Below are 19,779 nucleotides of genomic sequence, written 5' to 3' on the forward strand. Positions count from 1 at the left end.
TTCCGGAACCGGGCCTCAGCGGCGGTGCCGTCCGCCTTGCGGCGGGGGCTCCTCGTGCTCCTCGCCGTCCTGAGACCATCCGCTGTCACGCGGATTCGTCCGGTAGGGGCCGGAACCATGCGGTTCGGACGGGTAGGGCCCGGAGTCGTAGGGCCCCGATTGCGCGGGACCTGACTGGTACCCCCCGGACTGGTAGGGATCAGACTGGTAGGACCCGGATTGATACGGCCCCGACTGATAAGGACCTGACTCGTAGGCGCCGGATTCGTACGGGCCGGATTCGTACGGGCCGGATTCGTACGGGCCGGATTCGTACGGGCCGGACTGGTACTGGCCAGATTGATACTGGCCGGGCTGGTTCTGCTCGGACTGGTATTGCCCGGATTGGTAGGGGCCGGAGCCGTACAGGTCCGTGGAGGTGTCGCGCGGGTCGTGGCCGCCGGTCGCGCCGGACTCGGGCTCGCGGGAGAACTGGCCGGTCGAGTGCCGTCCCGTCGAGTAGCGGCCGGTCGGATACGGGCTCTCCGGCGCGCCCGGACGCGGTTCGCCCGGCCACGCCCCGGAGCCGCCGGGGCCCGGGTACTCGCCGCTCGCCGCCCCCTGGTAGTACGACGGGTGCGACGACCCCGGCGGCGGCGCGGGGAGGACGGGCACGCCCGGCGGCGGCGCCGTGGCGAACTGGGCGGAGACCGGACGCTTCGGCGGCTCGTCCAGCAGTAGCTTCAGTTGGCTCTTGCGCCGCCCGTAGGCCAGGTACAGCAGCACCCCGACGACCATCCAGATCGCGAAGTAGCCCCAGGTCTCGACCTTCAGGTTCAGCATCAGCCAGGCCACCGCGATGATCGTGACGACGGCGGTGACCGGCGCCGCCGGGACCCGGAACGGGCGGTGCAGGTCGGGCCGGGTGCGCCGCAGCGCCAGCACCGCGGCCGGGACGAACAGGAACGCGAACAGCGTCCCCATCACCACGAGCTGCTCCAGCGTGAGCACGTCGAGCGTCTGCGAGACGACCAGCGCCGCGCCGCCCGCCGCCAGGGTGGCCCGCGACGGCACCTTGTAGCGGCGGCTCATGGTCGCGAGCGGGCGCGGCAGCAGCCCGTCGCGGGACATGGAGAACACCACGCGCGTCAGGCTGATCAGCAGGACGAGGATGACGGTGGTCAGCGCGAGCACCACGCCGACGTCGACGAGCTTGCCCATCGCGCCCGCGCCGTGCGAGTCGAACGCGGCGGCGATGAGGAGCTTGTCCGGGTTGAGCTTGCCGAAGCCGTCCATGCCGACCATCCCGACCAGCACGATCGCGACGGCCACGTACAGCACGACGGCGGTGATCAGGGCGGTGATGATGCCGCGCGGGACCTTGCGGGGCGCGTCCTCGGTCTCCTCGGCCGAGGTCGCGATCAGGTCGAACCCGATGTAGGCGAAGGCGATCGCGGGCGCCGCCGCGAACAGGCCCCAGATGCCGAACACCTCGGGGGTGCCGCCGCCGAACGCGCCGAGGACGGCGTCCAGCGCCGTCTGGTCCGCCTCGGGGGCGGGCTGGGGCGGCGGGATGAACGGGGTGATGTTGTCGGCGCTGAAGAACTTCAGCCCGGTCGCGATGACGAGGCCGACGACGATCAGCTTGGCCATCACCATGAACCACAGCGTCTTCAGACTCATCCGGCTGCCGGTGGCCAGCATCACCACGACCAGCAGCAGGATCCCGAACGCGAGCAGGTCGGGGCCCTTCTCCTGGCCGATCAGATCACCGAGCCAGCCGGGTATCGGCACCCCGAAGTCGTTGAGCGTCTGCGTCGCGTACAGGGACCAGACCCTCGCCAGCACCGACGAGGCGAGCAACAGCTCCATCACCAGCGCCCAGCCGACGATCCACGCCCACACCTCGCCGAAAGCGACATAGCTGAACGAATAGGCACTTCCGGCGACGGGAATGATCGACGACAACTCGGCGAGCGCGAGCGCGACCAACAGGCACACGGCACCGGCGATGAGGAACGACACCATGACGCCGGGACCGGCGGTCGACGCCGCCTGTTCGCCCGCGATCTTGAAAATGCCGGAGCCGATCATCACGCCGAGGCCGAGGACGACCAGATCGCGGGTCCGATACACCACGCGAAGCCGGTGCCGGCCACCGTAGATCCTGCCGGTCGCCTGCTCCACCGGCAGGCGTCGGAACATGTTGTTGCGCATGCGCATGTTCCAGGTCATAGGTATCCCCCCAGGCCTGAACCCGCGCCGCTGTTCGCGAGATGACGGCTGTCGAAGTCCCTAAGAATTCACCAGGTATGAGCATAATCGCAACGTTTTGCGGGTGATTCGTGTCATAGAGGTGTTGTCGGATCCTGCCAAACGGGCAGGTCGGCGACGTGGCGCAGCGCCGTCCTCACGCTCGGCGAAGACGGTGCTGAGTTTCTCATGGACCGTTCCGGGCGAAAACTCCCAATTCATACTTGGGAAAGCGCTTTACGATCTTTGTTGGGCGTCCCGGAGCGCCGCGTCCGGGGTCGGCCGGTGCGGACGGTGGCATCGAGCGAAGATCGGTGACACCGTAGGGGCGCCGTGTTCCTCTGGAGGCCCGATGTTCCGCTCCCCATCGTCCTCGAAGACACCGACGCCGACGCCCGCGCCGCCGCCGTCCGGACCGACGCCGACACCCGGACCGCCGCCCGTACGGCGACGGGTGCGGCGCCGCGCGACCGTCGCCTTGGTCGCCCTCACCGCCACCGCGGCGTTGGCCGTTCCCGCCGTCGCGGCCGCCGTCCCGCCCGGCTCGCCCGTGCTTCCGCCGGGACGCCGCCCGCCGCCGAAACAGCCCGTCGCGACCGGCTCCGGCGGCGCGGTGTCCACCGTCGACCCGGACGCCAGCCGGACGGCCCTGGACGTGCTCAAGGGCGGCGGCAACGCCATGGACGCCGCCATCGCGGCCGGGGCGACGCTCGGCGTCACCGAACCGTACGTCGCCGCGATCGGCGGCGGCGGATACATCACGTACTACGACGCCAAGACCCACCGCGTCTCCACCATCGACGGACGCGAGTTCGCCCCGGACCAGATGAGGGAGAACGCCTTCATCGACCCCGCCACCGGGAAACCGCTCCCGTTCGACCAGGCCGTGACCAGCGGCCTCAGCGTCGGCGTGCCCGGCACCCTCGCGCAGTGGGACCTCGCGCTGCGCCGCTTCGGCAGCCGCGACCTGGACGACGTCCTGCGTCCCGCCATCAAGATCGCCGACCGGGGATTCGTCGTCGACCAGGAGTTCCGTGACCAGACGGCGGTGAACGAGGCCCGGTTCCGCGACATCGTCCCGACCCGGAAACTCTTCCTGCCGAACGGGAAACTGCCCGAGGTCGGTTCGGTGCTCCGCAACCACGACCTCGCCGACACCTATCGTGAGCTGGCGAAACGCGGCCCGGACTGGCTGTACAAGGGCGGCCTCGGCCGGGAGGTCGCGCGGACGGTCGCCAAACCGCCGGTCGATCCGGCCGCGACCCGTCCCGTCCGCCCGGGGCTGATGACGCCCGCCGACCTGGCCGCCTACAGTGCCGTGGAGCGCGCCCCCACGCACGTGCCCTACCGGGGCCTGGACGTGTACGGGATGCCGCCGTCGTCGTCCGGCGGCTCGACGGTCGGGGAGGCGCTCGGCATCCTCGGCAACTTCCGGCTCGACCGGCGCGACCCGGTCACCGCGCTGCACTACTACCTGGAGGCGTCCAAGCTCGCCTACGCCGACCGCGGCCGCTACGTCGGCGACGCCGACAAGATCGGTGTGCCGCTGGACGAGCTGCTCAGCCCCGGGTTCGTCCGCGAGCGCGCCTGCCTGATCAAGCCGGACGAGGCCGCCGTCGCGCCCGTCGCCCCAGGCACTCCCGACGGACGCTACGAACCGTGCGTCCCGCCGGGCACGCAGACCAGGTCGCTGGCGTTCGAGGGCCCGCAGACCACCAACCTCGTCGTGTCCGACAAGTGGGGCAACGTCGTCGCCTACACGATGTCAATCGAGCAGTTCGGCGGCAGCGCCATCACCGTCCCCGGCCGCGGGTTCCTGCTCAACAACCAGCTCACCGACTTCTCCTTCCAGCCGCCCCCGCCCGGCGGCGCGCCCGACCCGAACCTTCCCGGGCCGCGCAAGCGCCCGCGCAGCAGCATGGCGCCGACGCTCGTGCTCAAGGACGGGCAGCCCCGGCTGGCCCTCGGCACGCCCGGCGGATCCACGATCATCACGACCGTCCTGCAGATCCTGGTGAACCGCGTCGACCTCGGCATGAACCTGCCCGCCGCGCTGGCCGCCCCGCGCGCCACGCAGCGCAACACCCCGCAGGTCTTCGCCGAACAGCCCTTCATCGACGCCTACGGACGGAACCTGGCGGCCCGCGGCCACCGGTTGGAGCTGTTCCCCGGCCCGCCGACAGGCGTCATCGGCGCCGCCACGGCGCTGGAGGTGCTGCGGCCGGGGCTCGTCCAGGCGGTCGCCGAGCCGACCCGGCGGGGCGGCGGCAGTGCGCTCGTCGTCCGCCCGGCGAGGTAGCCGGTGCCGCCACTCGTGTCACGGCCCGGGGCGTGCCCGGACGGCGAACGGGAAGGAGTCGTGCCATGGCCCACGCTTACGTGCAGGTGACGACCACGACCGACTCCCGGTCGGAGGCCGCCGAGCTGGCGCGGTCCGCGGTGGCGGAGCGGCTCGCCGCGTGCGCGCAGCTCGTCGGCCCCATCGCGAGCACCTACTGGTGGGAGGGCGAGATCGAGTCGGCGGAGGAGTGGCTCGTGCTGTTCAAGACCTCCGCCGACCGGTTCGACGAGCTGGCCTCACTGATCACCGAGCTGCACTCCTACGACACCCCGGAGATCATCGCGACGCCGGTGGTGGCGGGCAGCATGGACTACCTCACCTGGATCACCGAGCAGACCGAACCCGGCGAACGCGACGAGGCCGTCGCCGACGAGCCTGAGGATTGACCGCCCCGGCCGTCACAGCACCGTGGGTGGGGCTTCGGCGTCCTCGCCCTTCTGCTCGTGCTGCTGCTGCGCGCTCTGCCGGGGGAGCAGCAGCGCCGGGATGATCAGCACGGCGGTGAGGGCGAGCGCGACCCAGAACGTCGTCCCGAACGCGTCCGCCAGCTGCGGCGCCACCTGCTCGCGGACCCGGTCGGGGGCGTCGCCCATGCCGCCCGCGCCGCCGCCGCCCGGGGCCTGCGGGATCCGGTCGCTGATCTGCCGGGACAGGATCACGGCCAGCAGCGCCGTCCCGATCGCGCCGCCGAGCTGGAGCAGGATGTTCAACGTGCTGCTGGCCCGCGACACCGCCGCGCGCCGCAGCGTCACCAGCGCCGCCGACATCGTCGGCATCATCGTGCAGCCGAGCCCGAGGCCCCGCACGTAGAGCATGCCGCCGAGCAGCCAGTAGGACGTGTCCGCCTGCACCAGCGCGAACGGGAGCGTGCCGACCGCCAGCAGCACGATGCCGAACGGGACGATCCGTCCCGCCCCGAACTTGTCGGTGATCACGCCGCCGAGCGGCATCGCGGTCGCGGCGCCGAGCCCCTGCGGGGCGAGCAGCAGGCCCGCCGCGAACGCGCCCTCGCCGCGCGCGGTCTGGTAGTACAGCGGGATCAGCAGCATCGCGGCCATCAGCGCGACGCCGATCAGGAAGATCCCGAACGACGCGGTCGCGAACGTCCTGTCCTTGAACAGGCGCACGTCGATCAGCGACCGTTCGCGGCGGTTCAGGCTGTGCAGCACGAACAGGCCCACGAGCACCGCGCCCCCGGCGAGCCAGCCGATCGTGGCGGCGTTCCCGAACCCGCCGTTGCTCGTCGCCGTCGACAGCCCGTAGATCAGCAGCACGAACCCGGGCGGCAGCAGGACCAGCCCGCGCAGGTCGAGACCCGGCGCGGTGTGCTCCGCGCGGTCGTGCGGCACCTTCCACCAGGCCAGGAAGAACGCCAGCGCGCCGACCGGCAGGTTCACGAAGAAGATCCAGCGCCAGTCGACGTCCTCGACCAGCCAGCCGCCGAGCACCGGGCCGAGGACGGGGCCGAGCAGCATCGGGATGCCGATGATGCTCATGATCCGGCCCATCCGGTGCGCCCCGGCCGCCATCGTGAGGATCGCCATCGCGGTCGGCATCAGCATGCCGCCGCCGAGCCCCTGCAACACCCGGAAGACGATCAGCGACTCGATGTTCCAGGCCGCGCCGGACAACCCGGAGCCGAGGACGAACAGCGCGATCGACGTCAGCCACACGCGCCGTCCGCCGAACCGGTCGATGGCCCAGCCGGTGAGCGGGATGACCGTGCCCATCGCCAGCATGTAGCCGGTGACGACCCACTGGATGGTCGACAGCTGGGTCTCGAAGTCGCGCCCGAGGGTGTCCAGCGCGACGTTGACGATCGTGGTGTCCAGGACGGCCATCACGGCGCCCGCCACGATGACCAGGCCGAGCAGGATGGTCTGCCGGTCGAGTCCATCGTCGCGGGCGACCGCGCCGGGCGGAGCCGCCGCGGTTGACGGGACCTTGGCCATGTTCCACTCCCTTGGCGCGTCGAACGTCTTGAAGTTCAATACGTTTGCAGTCCACCACGGAATATGTTGGAATTCAAGATATGTCCGACGATTCAGGCGCCTACGGCGGGTCGATCGACGCTGACCTGGACGCGATCGTCCAGCTCATGGGTCGCATGATGCGCGGAATCAAGGGATCGGGCGGACATCACGAGACCCACGAGCTCTTCCGCCACGTGCAGGCGGCCGGGCTCGGCCGCCGTCACCTGCCCGCGCTGGTGAGCCTCGCGCAGCACGGCCCGTCGCCGGTGGGCGTCCTCGCCGAGCGCATGGCCCTCAACCCCGCCACGGCCAGCCAGCTCGTCGGGGAGCTGCAACGCGCCGGGTTCGTCGAGCGGCGTCCCGACGAACGGGACCGCCGACGCATGATCGTCAGCCTGGACGAGACGCACCGAACCGTCATCGAGCGGTTCACCCGGCGCCGCCTCGACCCGCTGCGACTGACCCTGGAGGCCCTCACCCCGCAGGAACGCGCCCACTTCATCCTCGGCTGGCGCACCCTCGTCGAGAACATGGAGCGCTCCGCGGCCAGAGAGGGCGCCACCGGCGACGCCGTCGCCACCGAGGACGACGCGCCGCCGCCCTGCGGCGGCTGACCTCCCCGCTCCCGAACAGGCGTCTCCCGGACGGGCGTCAGCCGACGGTGTCTCTTGGATGGGCGTCAGTCGACGGGCGTCTCCCGGACGGGCGTCAGCCGCGGCGCATGAGGCGTCCGACGGCCGCCATCAGCTCGGTCGACATCGCCTCGCCCTTGCCCTCCTCGGCGCCCTCCGCCACGCAGTGCCGCACGTGCCCGTCCAGCAGGCCGAGCGCCACCTTGTCCAGGGCGGCCTGGACGGCGCTGATCTGGGTGAGGATGTCGATGCAGTAGCGGTCGTCCTCGACCATCCGGTCGATGCCGCGCACCTGGCCCTCGATCCTGGCCAGGCGGGTCTGCAACTGGTCCTTCGTGGCGGTGTACCCGCGGGTGGGGGTCTCGCTCGTCGCCATCTCCGTCCCTCGCAATCCTCGCGGGCGCACGCCCGGGTACCCCTCGGGGGGACGTCCCCCATATGGGTACTTTATGCGCCCGCGCCGACAGCGGTCAGGACATGGAGCCGCGGCGTCAGTCCAGGATCGAGGCGAGGGGCGTGTACGGCAGGCCGTGGGCCTCGGCCACGTGGTCGTAGACGAGGGCGCCGGCGTGCGTGTTGAGGCCGCGGGCGAGAGCGGCGTTGGACCGCAGGGCGCCCTCCCAGCCCTTGTCGGCGAGCTGGAGGGCGTAGGGGAGCGTGACGCCGGTGAGCGCGTACGTGGACGTGTTCGGGACGGACCCGGGCATGTTGGCCACGCAGTAGAACGTCGAGTCGTGCACCCGGTAGGTCGGGTCGGCGTGGGTGGTGGGACGCGAGTCCTCGAAGCAGCCGCCCTGGTCGATGGCGATGTCGACGAGGACGGACCCCGACTTCATCCCCGCGACGAGGTCGTTGGAGATCAGCTTGGGCGCCTTGGCGCCCGGGATCAGCACGGCGCCGATCACGAGGTCGGCGGCGCGGGCCTCCTGCTCGACGGTGTACACGCTGGACACCAGGGTGCGCAGGCGGCCCTGGTAGATGGCGTCGATGTGGCGGAGGCGGTCGACGTTGACGTCCAGGATGGTCACGTCCGCGCCCATCCCGACGGCGATCTGCGCCGCGTTGAGCCCGGACACGCCGCCGCCGATCACGACGACCTTGGCCGGGGCGACCCCGGGCACGCCGCCCGGCAGCACGCCGCGGCCGCCGTTGGACGCCATCAGGTTGTACGCGCCGACCTGGGGCGCGAGCCGCCCGGCGACCTCCGACATGGGCGCCAGCAGCGGCAGCGAGCGGTCGGGGAGCTGGACGGTCTCGTACGCGATCGCGGTGACGCCCGCCGACAGCAGCGCGTCGGTGCACGCGCGGGACGCGGCCAGATGCAGGTAGGTGAACAGGACCTGGCCGTCGCGCATCCGCGGGTACTCGGGCTCGATCGGCTCCTTGACCTTGAGGATCAACTCGCCTTCGGCCCAGACCTCGTCCGGGCCGTCCAGGATCTTGGCCCCGGCGGCGACATAGTCGTCGTCGGGGATGGCGGAGCCGAGTCCGGCGCCGCGCTCGATGAACACCTCGTGGTCGTGGCGGGTCAGCTCGTGAACACCGGCCGGGGTGATGGCCACACGGTATTCGTGGTTCTTGACCTCGCGCGGGACGCCGATCTTCACGGGATCCTCCGTTGACGGTGATCGGTCTGTACGCCTCCCAGCGTGGTGCCCGCACGGCACGCGTGCCCATCAGCACTGTGTAAGAGCCTCCACGGTCCTGCTGACAGGGTGTAACCCACCGCAGGTGGCGTGGGTCGACGAGAGAGGCCCCCGGTGCGGGCCGGGGGCCTCTCGGAGCCGATGAACCGGTCTGCCACCTGGGAGTGAGCCCGGGATCGGCGTCCCGCCGGGACGCGCGTTCCGTCAGAGCCTTCGGTGGCAGGCTCCCGGCGCGTCCGGCGCGACGAGTCAAAGTTACAAGGGCTATTATTTTCTGGCAAGTGCCGCACGCGAGTCGGGACCGTTCCTTCGAGGTCGCTCCACCCAGTCGGGCAGGCATGATCCGGCCCCCCTCTTCGTGTGGCGAGATGGTGAGCACCAACGAGATTGCGGGCTTCTGTTACATGGGCTATAGTCGTTCACGTCCGGTCCGGAGACGGGTCGGACGGGTCTGATGGCCGCACCGTGGTGATGGGACCGGCCCGCTCCTCTCGGGGGGAGTGGGGCGGGCCGGTTCCACCGGGCGGAGCGCGGCCATCGGGCGGGGCGGTGTCCCGAACCGCCGTGGAAGCGCCGCGCCGGTCGACCGAACCGGCGCGGTCCGCGGGTGCGCGTCCGCTCGCCGGGGGGACCCGGCAGTACCGCCGTGCTGCCGGACGGAGCCGGACGCCCCGCCGAACCGCACCCCCCGGCCTCGCGCCGGGGGGTGCGCCGCGCTCCGCTCGGGGCCGGTCGCGCGCCTCGTCGGCGCCGTGACCGCAATCGGACGTCCGGGCGCCGTGTTTTCGCGTGCCGCCGGCGGGAACGCGACCAGGGACAAAGCAACGGGAGGGCCGACTCCCCGGACGGAACGGGTCCGCCGCGTTTTCTGCGGCCCCCTTTCTCGTCCGGGCTTTTGGCATGCCCTTTTTCGGTGCCGAGAAACGAGATGTTTCCGTAACATCCATCCTGTTTAGCCCATGTAACAATGATCCCTCGTCACACCAGTGGCGGGGGTCATTCCTATTTCCGCCACTCTGGTCAGAGAGAGGAGCCATGGAGGGTAACGCCATCATTTCCGGCTTCGAGCGGATCCATGGCGGCGCCGATTCGGCGCTTTCGGTGATGCTCGCGGCTCTGCTCATCTGCTCGCTCGGGGTCCTGTTGGAGGGCCTCCGGTACGGCCGTCGCCGGTCGTGCGCCTGCGGGTGCGGAAGCCCGCTGCGGCGCTGCGAGACCCCGGCGTCGGCGCCCGGACGGGCCGCGCGGCGCGAACGCGGACGTCACAGAGGAGGCAGGCATGAGGGAACCAGGCGCTCAGGCGGCAGGCACGGGCGTGCGGGAACGGTCGCGGGCGCGGGGACGGCCCCCGGCGCCCACCGGGACGGACCGGTGCCAGGGGCCCCAGCGGGGGTGCACGCAGCTGCCCACGCTGGAGGTCGTCCTCGGACGTCTGGCGGACCGGTCGACGCAGGAGCCGCTGCGGGTGTGCTCGCAGTGCGCCGCCTGCCTGCTGACGGTCCACGGGGTGTGGCCGGAGGGGGCGCCGAGCCCGTTCCGGGTCGTGGTCATGACCCTGCTCCAGCAACCGGTCGCGAACCGGCGGACCGGGCCGCACCGGGAGGCTCGGGAGGACGTCCCCCCGCACGAGACCGCGCCGTACCCGTCGCGGCCCCGGCGGGCGCCTGAGGGCGCTCGTCCGGCATAGCGGAAGGACCGGGGCGCCCGGGGGCCGCCCCGGTCCTTTCTCGTCCGGCAGGAAGGCGACGAGGGCCGGGCCGAATGCCATGGCCCCGTCGCCCGGCCCGTTGCTCCGGGGCGCGTCGCTCTGGGCCCGGGGCGCTGGAGTTCGGTCTTATGGGCCTGTTCTCTAGGCCTGGTTCTCCAGGTCGAGCGTCCAGTATCGCCAGCCCGCGAACTCGCCCTCGTCGATATGACAGGGCGGGGGCAGATCCGTCACGCCATAGCGGTCGAATACCTCGTCCAACCAGGCATTGTCCTGCTCGGTGACGTCGTCCGGGCGATCGCAGGCGATGAGCGTTCCGCTCGCCACGAAGACGATCGCACCGCCTTCGGGTGAAACGAGTTTCGCGTCGGCGAGCTCCCTCGCGAAGGCCAGTGACCCGATTCCGCCCACCCTGCCTCTCCCAACCCGGCCGTGGTAGCGCTCGCGTTAAGGGCGCCTCTTAAATACAAAGGTACAAGAGTGATAGCGCTGACAACAGGGCAACATGGGATCTTGGACGTTCTTTGTTCTAGTTGTGCCGGGCGAAGTAGGACTCTTTCGGCTCCGAGATCCGTTCGTACCGCGGATCCGCCAGCTCCTCTTCGGGAGTGCGGCTCGACCGATACAGGCCGCGTTCCGGGTCGTACCGGATGATTTGATTGTCGGCCCGCAGGTTGCGTACGGCGGTCACGTACATATCGCGGACGGACGCGGCGAGGTTCTCGACGCCGAGCTGCCGGGCCCGCGCGTGGTATTCGAGGAGGCGGTAGAGGCTCTGGTTTCGTTCCTGGCGCGGCAGGTTCGGCCACGCCTCGAATTCGCGGTCGGCGCGGACATGGCGCGCCCCGACGGTGATTCCGTACTCCTGCCGGAGGCGTTCGCGGTTGCGCTGCACCCAGACCCGGACGTAGCTTTCCGTCACCTCTTCGTCGACGAGCACGCTGAGGCGCTGCGCGTACCCGCGCCAAGGCAGTTCTTTCCCGTGTTCGCGCCACAGGAGCAGGAAGTCCTCATCGCGAATTCTGCCCATGCCGATTCTCTCCAGTGCTCACTCCCGGGTTCCAGTGTAGGGCCGCCGACCAGCCGATACCACCGTGATCGGACTCGTCCGATCACGGACGGTGGCCGAGGCGGCGGGCGCCCCCAAAACCCGTCGCCGCGAATCTCTAACGCCCCCCATTGCGTGCAAACCCCGCGAATCGGACATGATAGGGGAACGGCCCCGGCGGTGAATTGAGAGTTGCGCACAGTGTCCGGTTCGGCTGGGTACGTCCCCCTCGATCGGTGCTCAGACGGGCGATGGCGGAAGCCATTCGTCGGCGATCGCGACGGTCAGCTGCTCCAGCAACGGCCCCGCCCGCCGCACACGGCGCTCCGGGTCCGGCTCGATGTCGGCGAGCGCGTACGCCGCCTGGATCCTGGCCTTGCGGAGTTGCTCGCCGGTGAGGCCGCGCCGACCCGCCACGGCGATCACGGGCGCGCCCGCCCGCGCGGCGGCACGGGCCGCCCCGATCGGCGCGGTGCCCCGCAGTGACCGCGCGTCCAGCGAGCCCTCGCCGGTGACGACCAGATGCGCGCCGCGCGCCTTGTCGGCGAAGCCGAGCAGATCCAGCATGAGGGACGCGCCCGGCTCGATCGTGGCGCCGAGGAACGCGAGCGCGGCGAACCCGACGCCGCCCGCCGTCCCCGCCCCGGGCGCGTCACGGGCCGTCCGCCGGGACGCCGCCTCGGCCAGGTCGGCCCAGCGGCGCAGCCCCGCGTCCAGCAGCCGGACCTCGTCGCGGTTCGCGCCGCGCCGGGGTCCGTCCACGGCGGCGGCGCCGGTGCGGCCGAGCAGCGGCCCACCCGATTCCCCCGCTACCACTACCTCGATGCCCGACATGTCGGGCAGGCCGCGCAGATCGAGGGCGTGCAGGGAGCGCAGTGCCGCGCCGCCGGGCGGCAGGTCCTTGCCGAGCGCGTCCAGCAGCCGCCCGCCGAGGCCCTGCACGAGGCCCGCGCCGCCGTCGGTGCAGGCGCCGCCGCCGAGCCCGAGGACGATCCGGCGGGCGCCGAGCCGCACCGCGTGGCCGAGCAACTGGCCCGTCCCGACGCTGGAGGCGACCAGCGGGCGCGGCGTGCCGCCCGGCAGCCGCCGCAGCCCGGACGCCTCGGCCAGCTCCACCACGGCGCTGCGGCCCTTCAACGCCAGCCGCGCGGTCACCGGACGGCCCGTCGGCCCGCACACCTCGACCTCGACCCGCCGCCAGCCGGCCGCTACCGCCGCGTCGACCGTGCCGTCGCCGCCGTCCGCCACCGGCAGCTCCACCAGCGGGACGTCCGGCCGGACGCGGCCCAGCCCGACCGCGAGATGGCGCGCCGCCTGCGCCGCGGTCAGCGCTCCCGGGAACCTGTCGGGCGCCAGGAGGACATGACCTGGCGGGGACGGGTGGGGAGGAGAGTCCGCGGACGCCACAGCCACGCCTTTCACGCCGGGGGGTAAGGCCCTACCTTCTGCTTACGCCATGTCGGCACTATTTGACACCCGCGAGCGGCCCCGCGACGTCCAAATGAACGGAGAGTTACCCGGAAAGAGCGTGTCGGCGCGACCGCTACCGGACGTCCAGCCACTGCTCGATCGGCTCGATCGCGAAGTAGACGAGGAACAGCAGCACCACGGGCCACAGCCAGACCGAGACCTCACGCCACCGGCCGCGCGCCAGTTTGATCAACGCGAAGGCCACCATCCCGCCGCCGATGCCGATCGTGATCGAGAAGGTGAACGGCATCAGCACGATGGTGAGGAACGCCGGGATGATGAGGTCCTGGTCGGTCCAGTCGACCTTGGCGACCTGCGTCATCATCAGCGCGCCGACCACGACCAGCGCGGGCGCCGCCGCCTGCGCCGGGACGGTCGCCGCGAGCGGCGTGAGGAACAGCGTCACCGCGAACAGGGCGCCGGTGGCGAGGTTGGCGAGGCCCGTCCGCGCGCCCTCGCCGACCCCGGCCGCCGACTCCACGAACACGGTGTTGGCGGACGAGCTGGTCACCCCGCCGAACGCGGCGGACAGGCCGTCCACCGACAGGATCCGGCCGAGCCGCGGCACCTCGCCCTTCGAGCCCACCAGCCCGGCCTCGTCGCTGATGCCGAGGATCGTGCCCATCGCGTCGAAGAACCCCGACAGCACCAGCGTGAACAGCACGACCAGCGTGGTGATGACCCCCGCCTCGGCGAACCCGCCGAACAGGTCGAACTCCCCGAACAGCCCGAAGTCGGGGACGGCGAACAGGTCGTCGGGCATGTTCGGCGTGACGACGCCCCAGCCGCCCTCCTTGATCGTGGCGTTCTCCTGGATGGCGACGGCGGCGACCGTCCCGGCCACGATGCTGATCAGGATCGCGCCCGGCACCCGCCGCACATGCAACACGATCATCAGCAGCAGGGTGAGGGCGAACACCAGCGACGGCCACGTGGACAGGTGCCCGCCGACGCCGAGCGACAGCGGCGGGCTCGTGGCGCTGGACGTGACGAACCCCGCGTCGTAGAAGCCGACCAGCGCGATGAAGGCGCCGATGCCGACCGCGATCGCGTGCTTGAGCGCAAGCGGGATCGAGTTCATGATCCGCTCGCGGACGCCGGTGAGCGCCAGCACCACGATCACCGCGCCCTCGATCACCACCAGGCCCATCGCCTGCGGCCACGTCATCACCGGCGCCGCCTGGAACGCCACGACCGCGTTGATGCCGAGACCCGCCGCGAGCGCCAGCGGCGCGTTCCCGACGAAGCCCATGATGATCGTGGTGATCGCGGCGGACAGCGCCGTCATCGTCGTCAGCTGCGGGATCGACAGGGTCGCGCCGGTGACGTCCTTCGCCCCGCCGAGGATGATCGGGTTCAGCAGAATGATGTAGGCCATCGCGAAGAAGGTGGTCACGCCGCCCCGCAGCTCGCGCGCCACGGTCGTCCGGCGCGCGGCGAGACCGAACAGCCGTTCCAACGGCCCGCGCCCGCCCGACGGCGGCGAATCGTCGGTCTTGGCGGCGAAGGTCTCGGGCATGACGGGCGCTCCGCTCTCCACGGCACGATCTCGAAATGGCGTGCACAGATTAACCCGTATAGCCTGCTGGACGGCCTTGGGCTCGACACACTGAGGATCGAGTCGACTTCATCCCGGAACTACTCGTAACAGCGTGGGAGGGCGACCCCCCACACCCCCCGGAACTACTCGTAACAATGTGGGAGGGCGACCCCCCACACCCCCCGGAACTACTCGTAACAATGTGGGAGGGCGACCCCCCACACCCCCCGGAACTACTCGTAGGCGGTGGTCACACGATGGATCGGGAGACACTTGGGCAGCGCATCCGCGCCCTGCGGATCCGGCAGGGCGTGAGCCAGGCGCAGCTCGCCTTCCCCGAGCTGTCCGACAGCTACATCTCGCTGATCGAGAGCGACAAGCGCGTCCCCGCCCCGAGCGTCGTGGACCTGCTCGCGGCGAAGCTGAACTGCTCGGCGACCTACCTCGTCAGCGGCGTCAGCGAGGACGTCGTGGACGAGCTTCGCGTCACCCTCGACTACGCCGAGATCGCGCTCAGCAACGGCGCGGCGGTCGAGGCGCGGGCCCGGTTCGCCGAGGTCCTCGCCAGCGCCGACGCCGTCGCGCTGCCCGAGATGCTGCACCAGGCCCGGTGGGGGCACGCCCTCGCGCTGGAGGCCGCGGGTGAGCTGGAGCAGGCCATCGCGCAGCTGACCGCGCTGACCAAGGAGGCCTCCGCCGAGACCGACCTCGACCACTGGGCTCGGGTGCACGTCGCGCTGAGCCGCTGCCTGCGCGAGCGCGGCGACATCAGCGCGGGCGTGCAGGCCGCCGAGAACGCGCTGCGCCACCTGATCGCGACCGGCGCCGACTCCACCGACGCCGCCGTGCACCTCGGCGCGGCGATGCTCGCGGCGTTCATCGAGCGCGGCGACCTCGTCCGCGCCCGGCAGCTCGGCCTCCAGCTCATCGAGCGGGCCGAGCGGATCGGCAGCCCGCGCGCCCGGATGGTCGCCTACTGGGAGGCCGCCTACGTCGCCGAGATCCGCGGCGAGTACGACGAGGGCGTCGCCCTGGCCGAGCGGGCGCTGATGCTCGCCGGTGACGGCGAGGACCCGCGCGACCTCAACCGGCTCCGCGTCATCTACGCGGGGCTGCTGCTGCGCGCCCGGCCCGACCAGGCCGCCCGCGCCCGCGAGCTGCTCGCGCACGTGCGCGGGGAGAGCAACGCCAGCTCGTCCGGCGAGATCGACGTGGCCTGGTGCCTGACCGAGCTGGCCCGCGCGGAGACGGCGCTCGGCCGTCCCACCGAGGCGGTCCGGCTCGCCGAGGAGGCCCTCGACCTGCTCGGGGACGCCCCGCGCCGCGCCACCGCCGGGGCGCTGACCGTGCTCGGCGAGGCGTCGGTGCGGCTCGGCCGCCGCGACCGCGCCGTGGAGGTGCTGACCCGCGCCGCCACCTGCCTGGAGGAGATGGAGTCCTCCCGGGAGGCCGCGCAGGCGTGGTTCGACCTCGCCGAGGTGCTCGCCGAGACCGGCACCGCCGAGGAGCCCCGGATGGCCGCCTACCGCCGCGCCCTGACCTGCGTCGGAGTGTGAGGCGGGGCCTGGGGGCGACCCGGGGCGCGCCATCGCGGGGGGCTCAGTAGGGTGGGGGACGCCCCGTTGACTCCGCCCCGAGAAGTCGACCCCGATCCGCAGAGAACCCGCCTTCCATGACGACCCACAGACCCCCGGACACTCGCCGGGACGCCCTGCGCGTGTGGCGGGCCGCCGTGCTCGCCCTCGCCGCGTCCGGCGCCGTCCTGGTGGCCGGGCTCGTGCTCGGCGGCTCGGTCACCGAGAAGGTCATCCCCGGCCTCGGTGACGCGGGCACGCTCACCCGGTGGGGGCTGCCCGCGTCCCGCACCGCGATGGACCTGCTGTCCGCCCTGACAGTCGGGGCACTGCTGGCCGCCGCCGCGTTCCTGCCCATCGAGGGCGGGCGCGGATCGGCCCGGCTTTCCAAGGACGCCGTCTCGTATCTGCACGCCGCGTCCTGGTTCGCGGCCGCCTGGGGCGCCGCCGCGGCGGCCACCCTGGTGTTCACCGTCGCGGACGTCCTCGGCCAGCCCGTCGGCCAGGTCCTCACCGGCAGTGAGCTGAGCAGCTACGTCGGGTCGCTGCCGCAGGGCACCGCGCTGATGATCGTGGTGCTGCTGGCGGTGGTGGTGGCACTGCTGGCCCGCACCACCACGACGCCGGCCACCGCGTTCGGGCTGCTCGCGCTGGCAGGGATCGCGCTGTTCCCCGCGCCGCTGACCGGGCACTCCGCGTCCGCCGCCAACCACTCCGTCGCCACGACCGGCGTCGCGCTGCACGTCGCGGCGGTCGCGCCCTGGGTCGGCGGCCTCGCCGTCGTCGGCGTCCACGCCCTGCTGCGCCGCGACGGGCTGCCCGTCATGGCGACCCGGTTCAGCCGCATGGCCCTGTGGTGCTACGTCACCGTCGGCGCCAGCGGCCTGGTGAACGTGATCGCCCGGCTGCCCGACCCGGCGGAGCTGGTCGACACGAACTACGGCAGGCTCGCCCTCGGCAAGATGATCGCGTTCGGCGCGCTCGGCCTGTTCGGCTACTGGCACCGGGAGCGGACGCTGCCCGCCCTCGCCGCCGGGAAGCCGTGGTCGTTCGCGCGGTTCGCGTCCGTCGAGGTCGCGGTGATGGCCGCCGCCGTGGGCCTCGCCGTCGCGCTGGCCCGCACCGCGCCGCCCGCGCCGACCGAGTCCGAGTCCGCGATCAAGGCGCTGCTCGGCTACGACATGCCGCCGGAGGTCACCCCGGCGCGGCTCGCGACGTTGTGGCAGCTCGACCTGTTCTTCGCGGTGCTGGTCGTCGTCCTCGGCGGCCTGTACCTCGCCGGGATCGTCCGGCTGCGCAAGCGCGGCGACTCGTGGCCGATGGGACGCACCGTCGCCTGGTTCGTCGGGCTGCTGGCCATCGTCGTCGTCACCGAGACCGGAGTGGCCAAGTACGCGCCGATCCTGTTCAGCGTGCACATGGCCCAGCACATGGTGCTGAACATGCTGGCGCCGATCTTCCTGGTCATCGGCGCGCCGGTGACGCTGGCGCTCCGCGCCCTCAGGCCCGCCCGCGTCCGGGGCGACCTCGGCCCGCGCGAGTGGCTGACCGCGATGCTGCACAGCAGGTACCTCGCGGTCATCGCGCATCCGGCGGTGGCGACGGTCATCTTCGTGGTGAGCACGTTCGCGCTGTACTTCACGCCGCTGTTCCAGTCCGCGATGCGCAACCACCTCGGGCACGTCGCGATGATGGCGCACTTCCTGGCGTCCGGATGCCTGTTCTTCTGGGTGCTGCTCGGCGTCGACCCGGCGCCGAAGCGGCTGCCCTACCCGGGACGCCTCCTGTTGCTGTTCGTCACGATGCCGTTCCACGCCTTCTTCGGCATCGCGCTGATGAACCTGAGCCAGCCGCTGGCACGCGGCTGGTACGCCACCGTCGACCCGCCGTGGGGGACGACGGTCCTGCACGACCAGCACACCGGCGGGGCCATCGCGTGGGCGTTCGGTGAGGTGCCGACGTTCATCGTCCTGATCGTCCTGGCGTTCCAGTGGTACATGGACGACCAGCGGCAGGCCCGCCGCCTGGACCGCAAGGCCGACCGCGCCGCCGCCCCCGGCGGTCGCGCCGAGGACGACGAACTCGCCGTCTACAACGCCCGCCTCGCCAAACTCGCCGAACGCGACCGGGCCGTCCCCCACCAGAGGGAGCCCGAGGAGAAGGACACCGAGAAGACGGGCACCGAGGCGAAGGACGCTGAGAAGGCGGGCACCGAGAAGACGGACACCGAGAACAAGGGCGCCGACAAGGACGGCGAGGCCGCGCCCTGACCCTCCCTCCCGTGGGGGAGGTGGGCGGGCGGGCTGACCTGCCAGTATCGGTACCGTGATGCGCGTGTTCAGGCCCGTGGTCGAGAGGACGACCTGGCTGCGATGGGCTCACCTCGTGGTGGGCGGGGCGTTGCTGATGCCCTACTGGTTCCTCGGGATCAGCCTGATTCCGGTGCTGCCGATCGGCGACGACATCGTGCGGTCCGTGCTGATGATGGTGGTCATGCCCGCCGTGGCGACGTTCGTGACGGGGCTCGTGCCGACGGTCCGGCTGCTGGAGGGGTCGCTCGCGAAGGAGCTGCTCAAGGGACCGGCGGCGGCGCTCGTGCCCGGGTCGGCGCGGTCGTGGGAGAGCCGGGCCCGGACGGGGGCGTGGTTCGGCGTCCACCTGTTCGCCGGGGTGGTGGTGAGCGGGCTGAGCCTGGCGGTGCCGCCGTTCGCGGTCGTGATGGTCCTCGCGCCGCTGGTCAGCTGGGACACCCGGTTCCTGGACAGCTGGGGGTGGTCGGGCTCCTGGCACCAGTGGCCCGCGTCGCTGATCGGGCTGGCGTCGCTGGTCGCGCTGCTCGGGTTGATCGTCGGCGTGGGCGCGCTGCTGTCCCGGCTGGCGCCGTGGTTCCTCGGGCCGTCCGCCGCCGAGCGGCTCGCCGACGTGGAGGCCAGGGCCGTCAAGCTGGCCGAGCGGAACCGGCTCGCCAGGGAGCTGCACGACTCGGTGGGGCACGCGCTCAGCGTGGTGACCCTCCAGGCGGCGGCCGCCGGGCGCGTGCTCGACAGCGACCCCCGGTTCGCCCGGGAGGCGCTAGGCGCCATCGAGGACTCGGCCCGCGCCGCGCTGGAGGACCTCGACCATGTGCTCGGCCTGCTGCGGGAGGACGCGACGAAGACCGCCGCCCCGCAGGCCACGCTGAAGGACCTCGGGCGGCTGCTGGAGCAGACGCGGATCGCCGGGGTGAAGCTCGACGCGGCGGTCGGCGACGAGGTGGAGCAGGTCCCGGCGGCGGTGTCGCGGGAGGCGTACCGGATCGTCCAGGAGGGCCTCACGAACGCGCTGCGACACGCGGGGAAGGTCCCGGTGCGGCTGCGCCTCGGAGTGGAGCGCGATCGGTTGGAGATGGAGATGAGCAACCCGCTCGGCGCCCCGCACGGCGACGGCGCGGGCCACGGCGGCGGGCGGGGGCTCGACGGCGTCCGCGAGCGCGTCACGGCGCTGCGCGGCGAGATGACCGCCGGGCCGGTCTCCTGTGGGGGGACGACCCCCCACACCCCCCGGAACGGCCCGGAGGAGGAGGGCCGGTGGCGGTTCCATGTCTCGCTGCCGCTGAGGTCGGGAACCTGATGGGGGCCG

General features: G+C 71.9%; 15 protein-coding genes. 7 read left to right on the forward strand and 8 right to left on the reverse strand.

The features are described from left to right. Positions 1–15: 15 nt before the first annotated feature. Positions 16–2,214, reverse strand: coding sequence for an APC family permease (locus ABD808_RS11410; RefSeq protein WP_344894164.1), 2,199 nt, complete (start codon positions 2,212–2,214; stop codon positions 16–18). Positions 2,215–2,584: 370 nt separating this feature from the next. Between ABD808_RS11410 and ggt the strand changes: the two genes are divergently transcribed. Beyond that, positions 2,585–4,531 carry a gamma-glutamyltransferase gene (ggt, locus tag ABD808_RS11415; RefSeq protein WP_344894167.1) on the forward strand — a complete coding sequence of 649 codons (1,947 nt, stop codon included), beginning with the start codon at positions 2,585–2,587 and terminating at the stop codon, positions 4,529–4,531. Positions 4,532–4,596: 65 nt separating this feature from the next. After that, positions 4,597–4,959 carry a divalent-cation tolerance protein CutA gene (gene cutA, locus ABD808_RS11420; RefSeq protein WP_344894170.1) on the forward strand — a complete coding sequence of 121 codons (363 nt, stop codon included), beginning with the start codon at positions 4,597–4,599 and terminating at the stop codon, positions 4,957–4,959. A 12-nt stretch (positions 4,960–4,971) separates the two neighbouring features. Here the strand turns inward: cutA and ABD808_RS11425 are convergent, their stop codons facing one another. After that, positions 4,972–6,525, reverse strand: coding sequence for a DHA2 family efflux MFS transporter permease subunit (locus ABD808_RS11425; protein WP_344894173.1), 1,554 nt, complete (start codon positions 6,523–6,525; stop codon positions 4,972–4,974). 80 nt (positions 6,526–6,605) lie between these two features. Between ABD808_RS11425 and ABD808_RS11430 the strand changes: the two genes are divergently transcribed. Next, entirely contained in the window at positions 6,606–7,160 is a 555-nt protein-coding gene (locus tag ABD808_RS11430) for a MarR family winged helix-turn-helix transcriptional regulator (RefSeq protein ID WP_344894176.1), read from the forward strand. Between the two features lie 94 nt (positions 7,161–7,254). Here ABD808_RS11430 and ABD808_RS11435 read toward each other — a convergent pair whose 3' ends face one another. Together ABD808_RS11435 and ald are read right to left on the reverse strand one after the other, a co-directional pair. Further along, entirely contained in the window at positions 7,255–7,554 is a 300-nt protein-coding gene (locus ABD808_RS11435; RefSeq protein WP_176196176.1) for a metal-sensitive transcriptional regulator, read from the reverse strand. A gap of 115 nt (positions 7,555–7,669) precedes the next feature. Continuing rightward, entirely contained in the window at positions 7,670–8,785 is a 1,116-nt protein-coding gene (gene ald, locus ABD808_RS11440) for an alanine dehydrogenase (protein ID WP_344894183.1), read from the reverse strand. A 1,318-nt stretch (positions 8,786–10,103) separates the two neighbouring features. On the opposite strand from ald, the gene ABD808_RS11445 reads away from it, so the two are divergent. Beyond that, a complete protein-coding gene (locus ABD808_RS11445) occupies positions 10,104–10,511 on the forward strand; it encodes a hypothetical protein (RefSeq protein WP_344894186.1) in 408 nt (135 codons plus the stop codon). A gap of 162 nt (positions 10,512–10,673) precedes the next feature. Here ABD808_RS11445 and ABD808_RS11450 read toward each other — a convergent pair whose 3' ends face one another. From ABD808_RS11450 to ABD808_RS11465, 4 genes are all read right to left on the reverse strand, one after another. Further along, complete coding sequence (locus tag ABD808_RS11450; RefSeq protein ID WP_344894189.1) at positions 10,674–10,940, reverse strand: hypothetical protein; 267 nt, start codon at positions 10,938–10,940, stop codon at positions 10,674–10,676. 118 nt (positions 10,941–11,058) lie between these two features. Further along, entirely contained in the window at positions 11,059–11,559 is a 501-nt protein-coding gene (locus ABD808_RS11455) for a hypothetical protein (RefSeq protein WP_344894192.1), read from the reverse strand. 258 nt (positions 11,560–11,817) lie between these two features. Next, on the reverse strand, positions 11,818–12,984 hold the full coding sequence (locus ABD808_RS11460; protein WP_344894195.1) for a glycerate kinase: 1,167 nt from the start codon (positions 12,982–12,984) through the stop codon (positions 11,818–11,820). A gap of 136 nt (positions 12,985–13,120) precedes the next feature. Continuing rightward, entirely contained in the window at positions 13,121–14,566 is a 1,446-nt protein-coding gene (locus ABD808_RS11465; RefSeq protein ID WP_344894198.1) for an NCS2 family permease, read from the reverse strand. Between the two features lie 278 nt (positions 14,567–14,844). On the opposite strand from ABD808_RS11465, the gene ABD808_RS11470 reads away from it, so the two are divergent. From ABD808_RS11470 to ABD808_RS11480, 3 genes are all read left to right on the forward strand, one after another. Beyond that, positions 14,845–16,143, forward strand: coding sequence for a helix-turn-helix domain-containing protein (locus tag ABD808_RS11470; protein ID WP_344894201.1), 1,299 nt, complete (start codon positions 14,845–14,847; stop codon positions 16,141–16,143). Between the two features lie 116 nt (positions 16,144–16,259). Beyond that, the gene (locus ABD808_RS11475; protein WP_344894204.1) at positions 16,260–18,431 is read left to right on the forward strand and encodes a bifunctional copper resistance protein CopD/cytochrome c oxidase assembly protein; all 2,172 of its coding nucleotides are present in this window, start codon (positions 16,260–16,262) and stop codon (positions 18,429–18,431) included. Positions 18,432–18,489: 58 nt separating this feature from the next. Beyond that, positions 18,490–19,770, forward strand: coding sequence for a sensor histidine kinase (locus tag ABD808_RS11480; RefSeq protein ID WP_425548912.1), 1,281 nt, complete (start codon positions 18,490–18,492; stop codon positions 19,768–19,770). The last annotated feature ends 9 nt before the right edge of the window (positions 19,771–19,779 follow it).

Origin of the sequence: Actinomadura meridiana (assembly GCF_039537545.1) — a bacterium.
Taxonomy (GTDB): domain Bacteria; phylum Actinomycetota; class Actinomycetes; order Streptosporangiales; family Streptosporangiaceae; genus Spirillospora; species Spirillospora meridiana.

Coding starts and splice junctions, on each gene's coding strand:
- ABD808_RS11410 (WP_344894164.1), bottom strand. CDS start 2,214: ATGACCTGGAACATGCGCATGCGCAACAACATGTTCCGACGCCTGCCG.
- ggt (WP_344894167.1), top strand. CDS start 2,585: ATGTTCCGCTCCCCATCGTCCTCGAAGACACCGACGCCGACGCCCGCG.
- cutA (WP_344894170.1), top strand. CDS start 4,597: ATGGCCCACGCTTACGTGCAGGTGACGACCACGACCGACTCCCGGTCG.
- ABD808_RS11425 (WP_344894173.1), bottom strand. CDS start 6,525: ATGGCCAAGGTCCCGTCAACCGCGGCGGCTCCGCCCGGCGCGGTCGCC.
- ABD808_RS11430 (WP_344894176.1), top strand. CDS start 6,606: ATGTCCGACGATTCAGGCGCCTACGGCGGGTCGATCGACGCTGACCTG.
- ABD808_RS11435 (WP_176196176.1), bottom strand. CDS start 7,554: ATGGCGACGAGCGAGACCCCCACCCGCGGGTACACCGCCACGAAGGAC.
- ABD808_RS11445 (WP_344894186.1), top strand. CDS start 10,104: ATGAGGGAACCAGGCGCTCAGGCGGCAGGCACGGGCGTGCGGGAACGG.
- ABD808_RS11455 (WP_344894192.1), bottom strand. CDS start 11,559: ATGGGCAGAATTCGCGATGAGGACTTCCTGCTCCTGTGGCGCGAACAC.
- ABD808_RS11465 (WP_344894198.1), bottom strand. CDS start 14,566: ATGCCCGAGACCTTCGCCGCCAAGACCGACGATTCGCCGCCGTCGGGC.
- ABD808_RS11470 (WP_344894201.1), top strand. CDS start 14,845: ATGGATCGGGAGACACTTGGGCAGCGCATCCGCGCCCTGCGGATCCGG.
- ABD808_RS11475 (WP_344894204.1), top strand. CDS start 16,260: ATGACGACCCACAGACCCCCGGACACTCGCCGGGACGCCCTGCGCGTG.
- ABD808_RS11480 (WP_425548912.1), top strand. CDS start 18,490: ATGCGCGTGTTCAGGCCCGTGGTCGAGAGGACGACCTGGCTGCGATGG.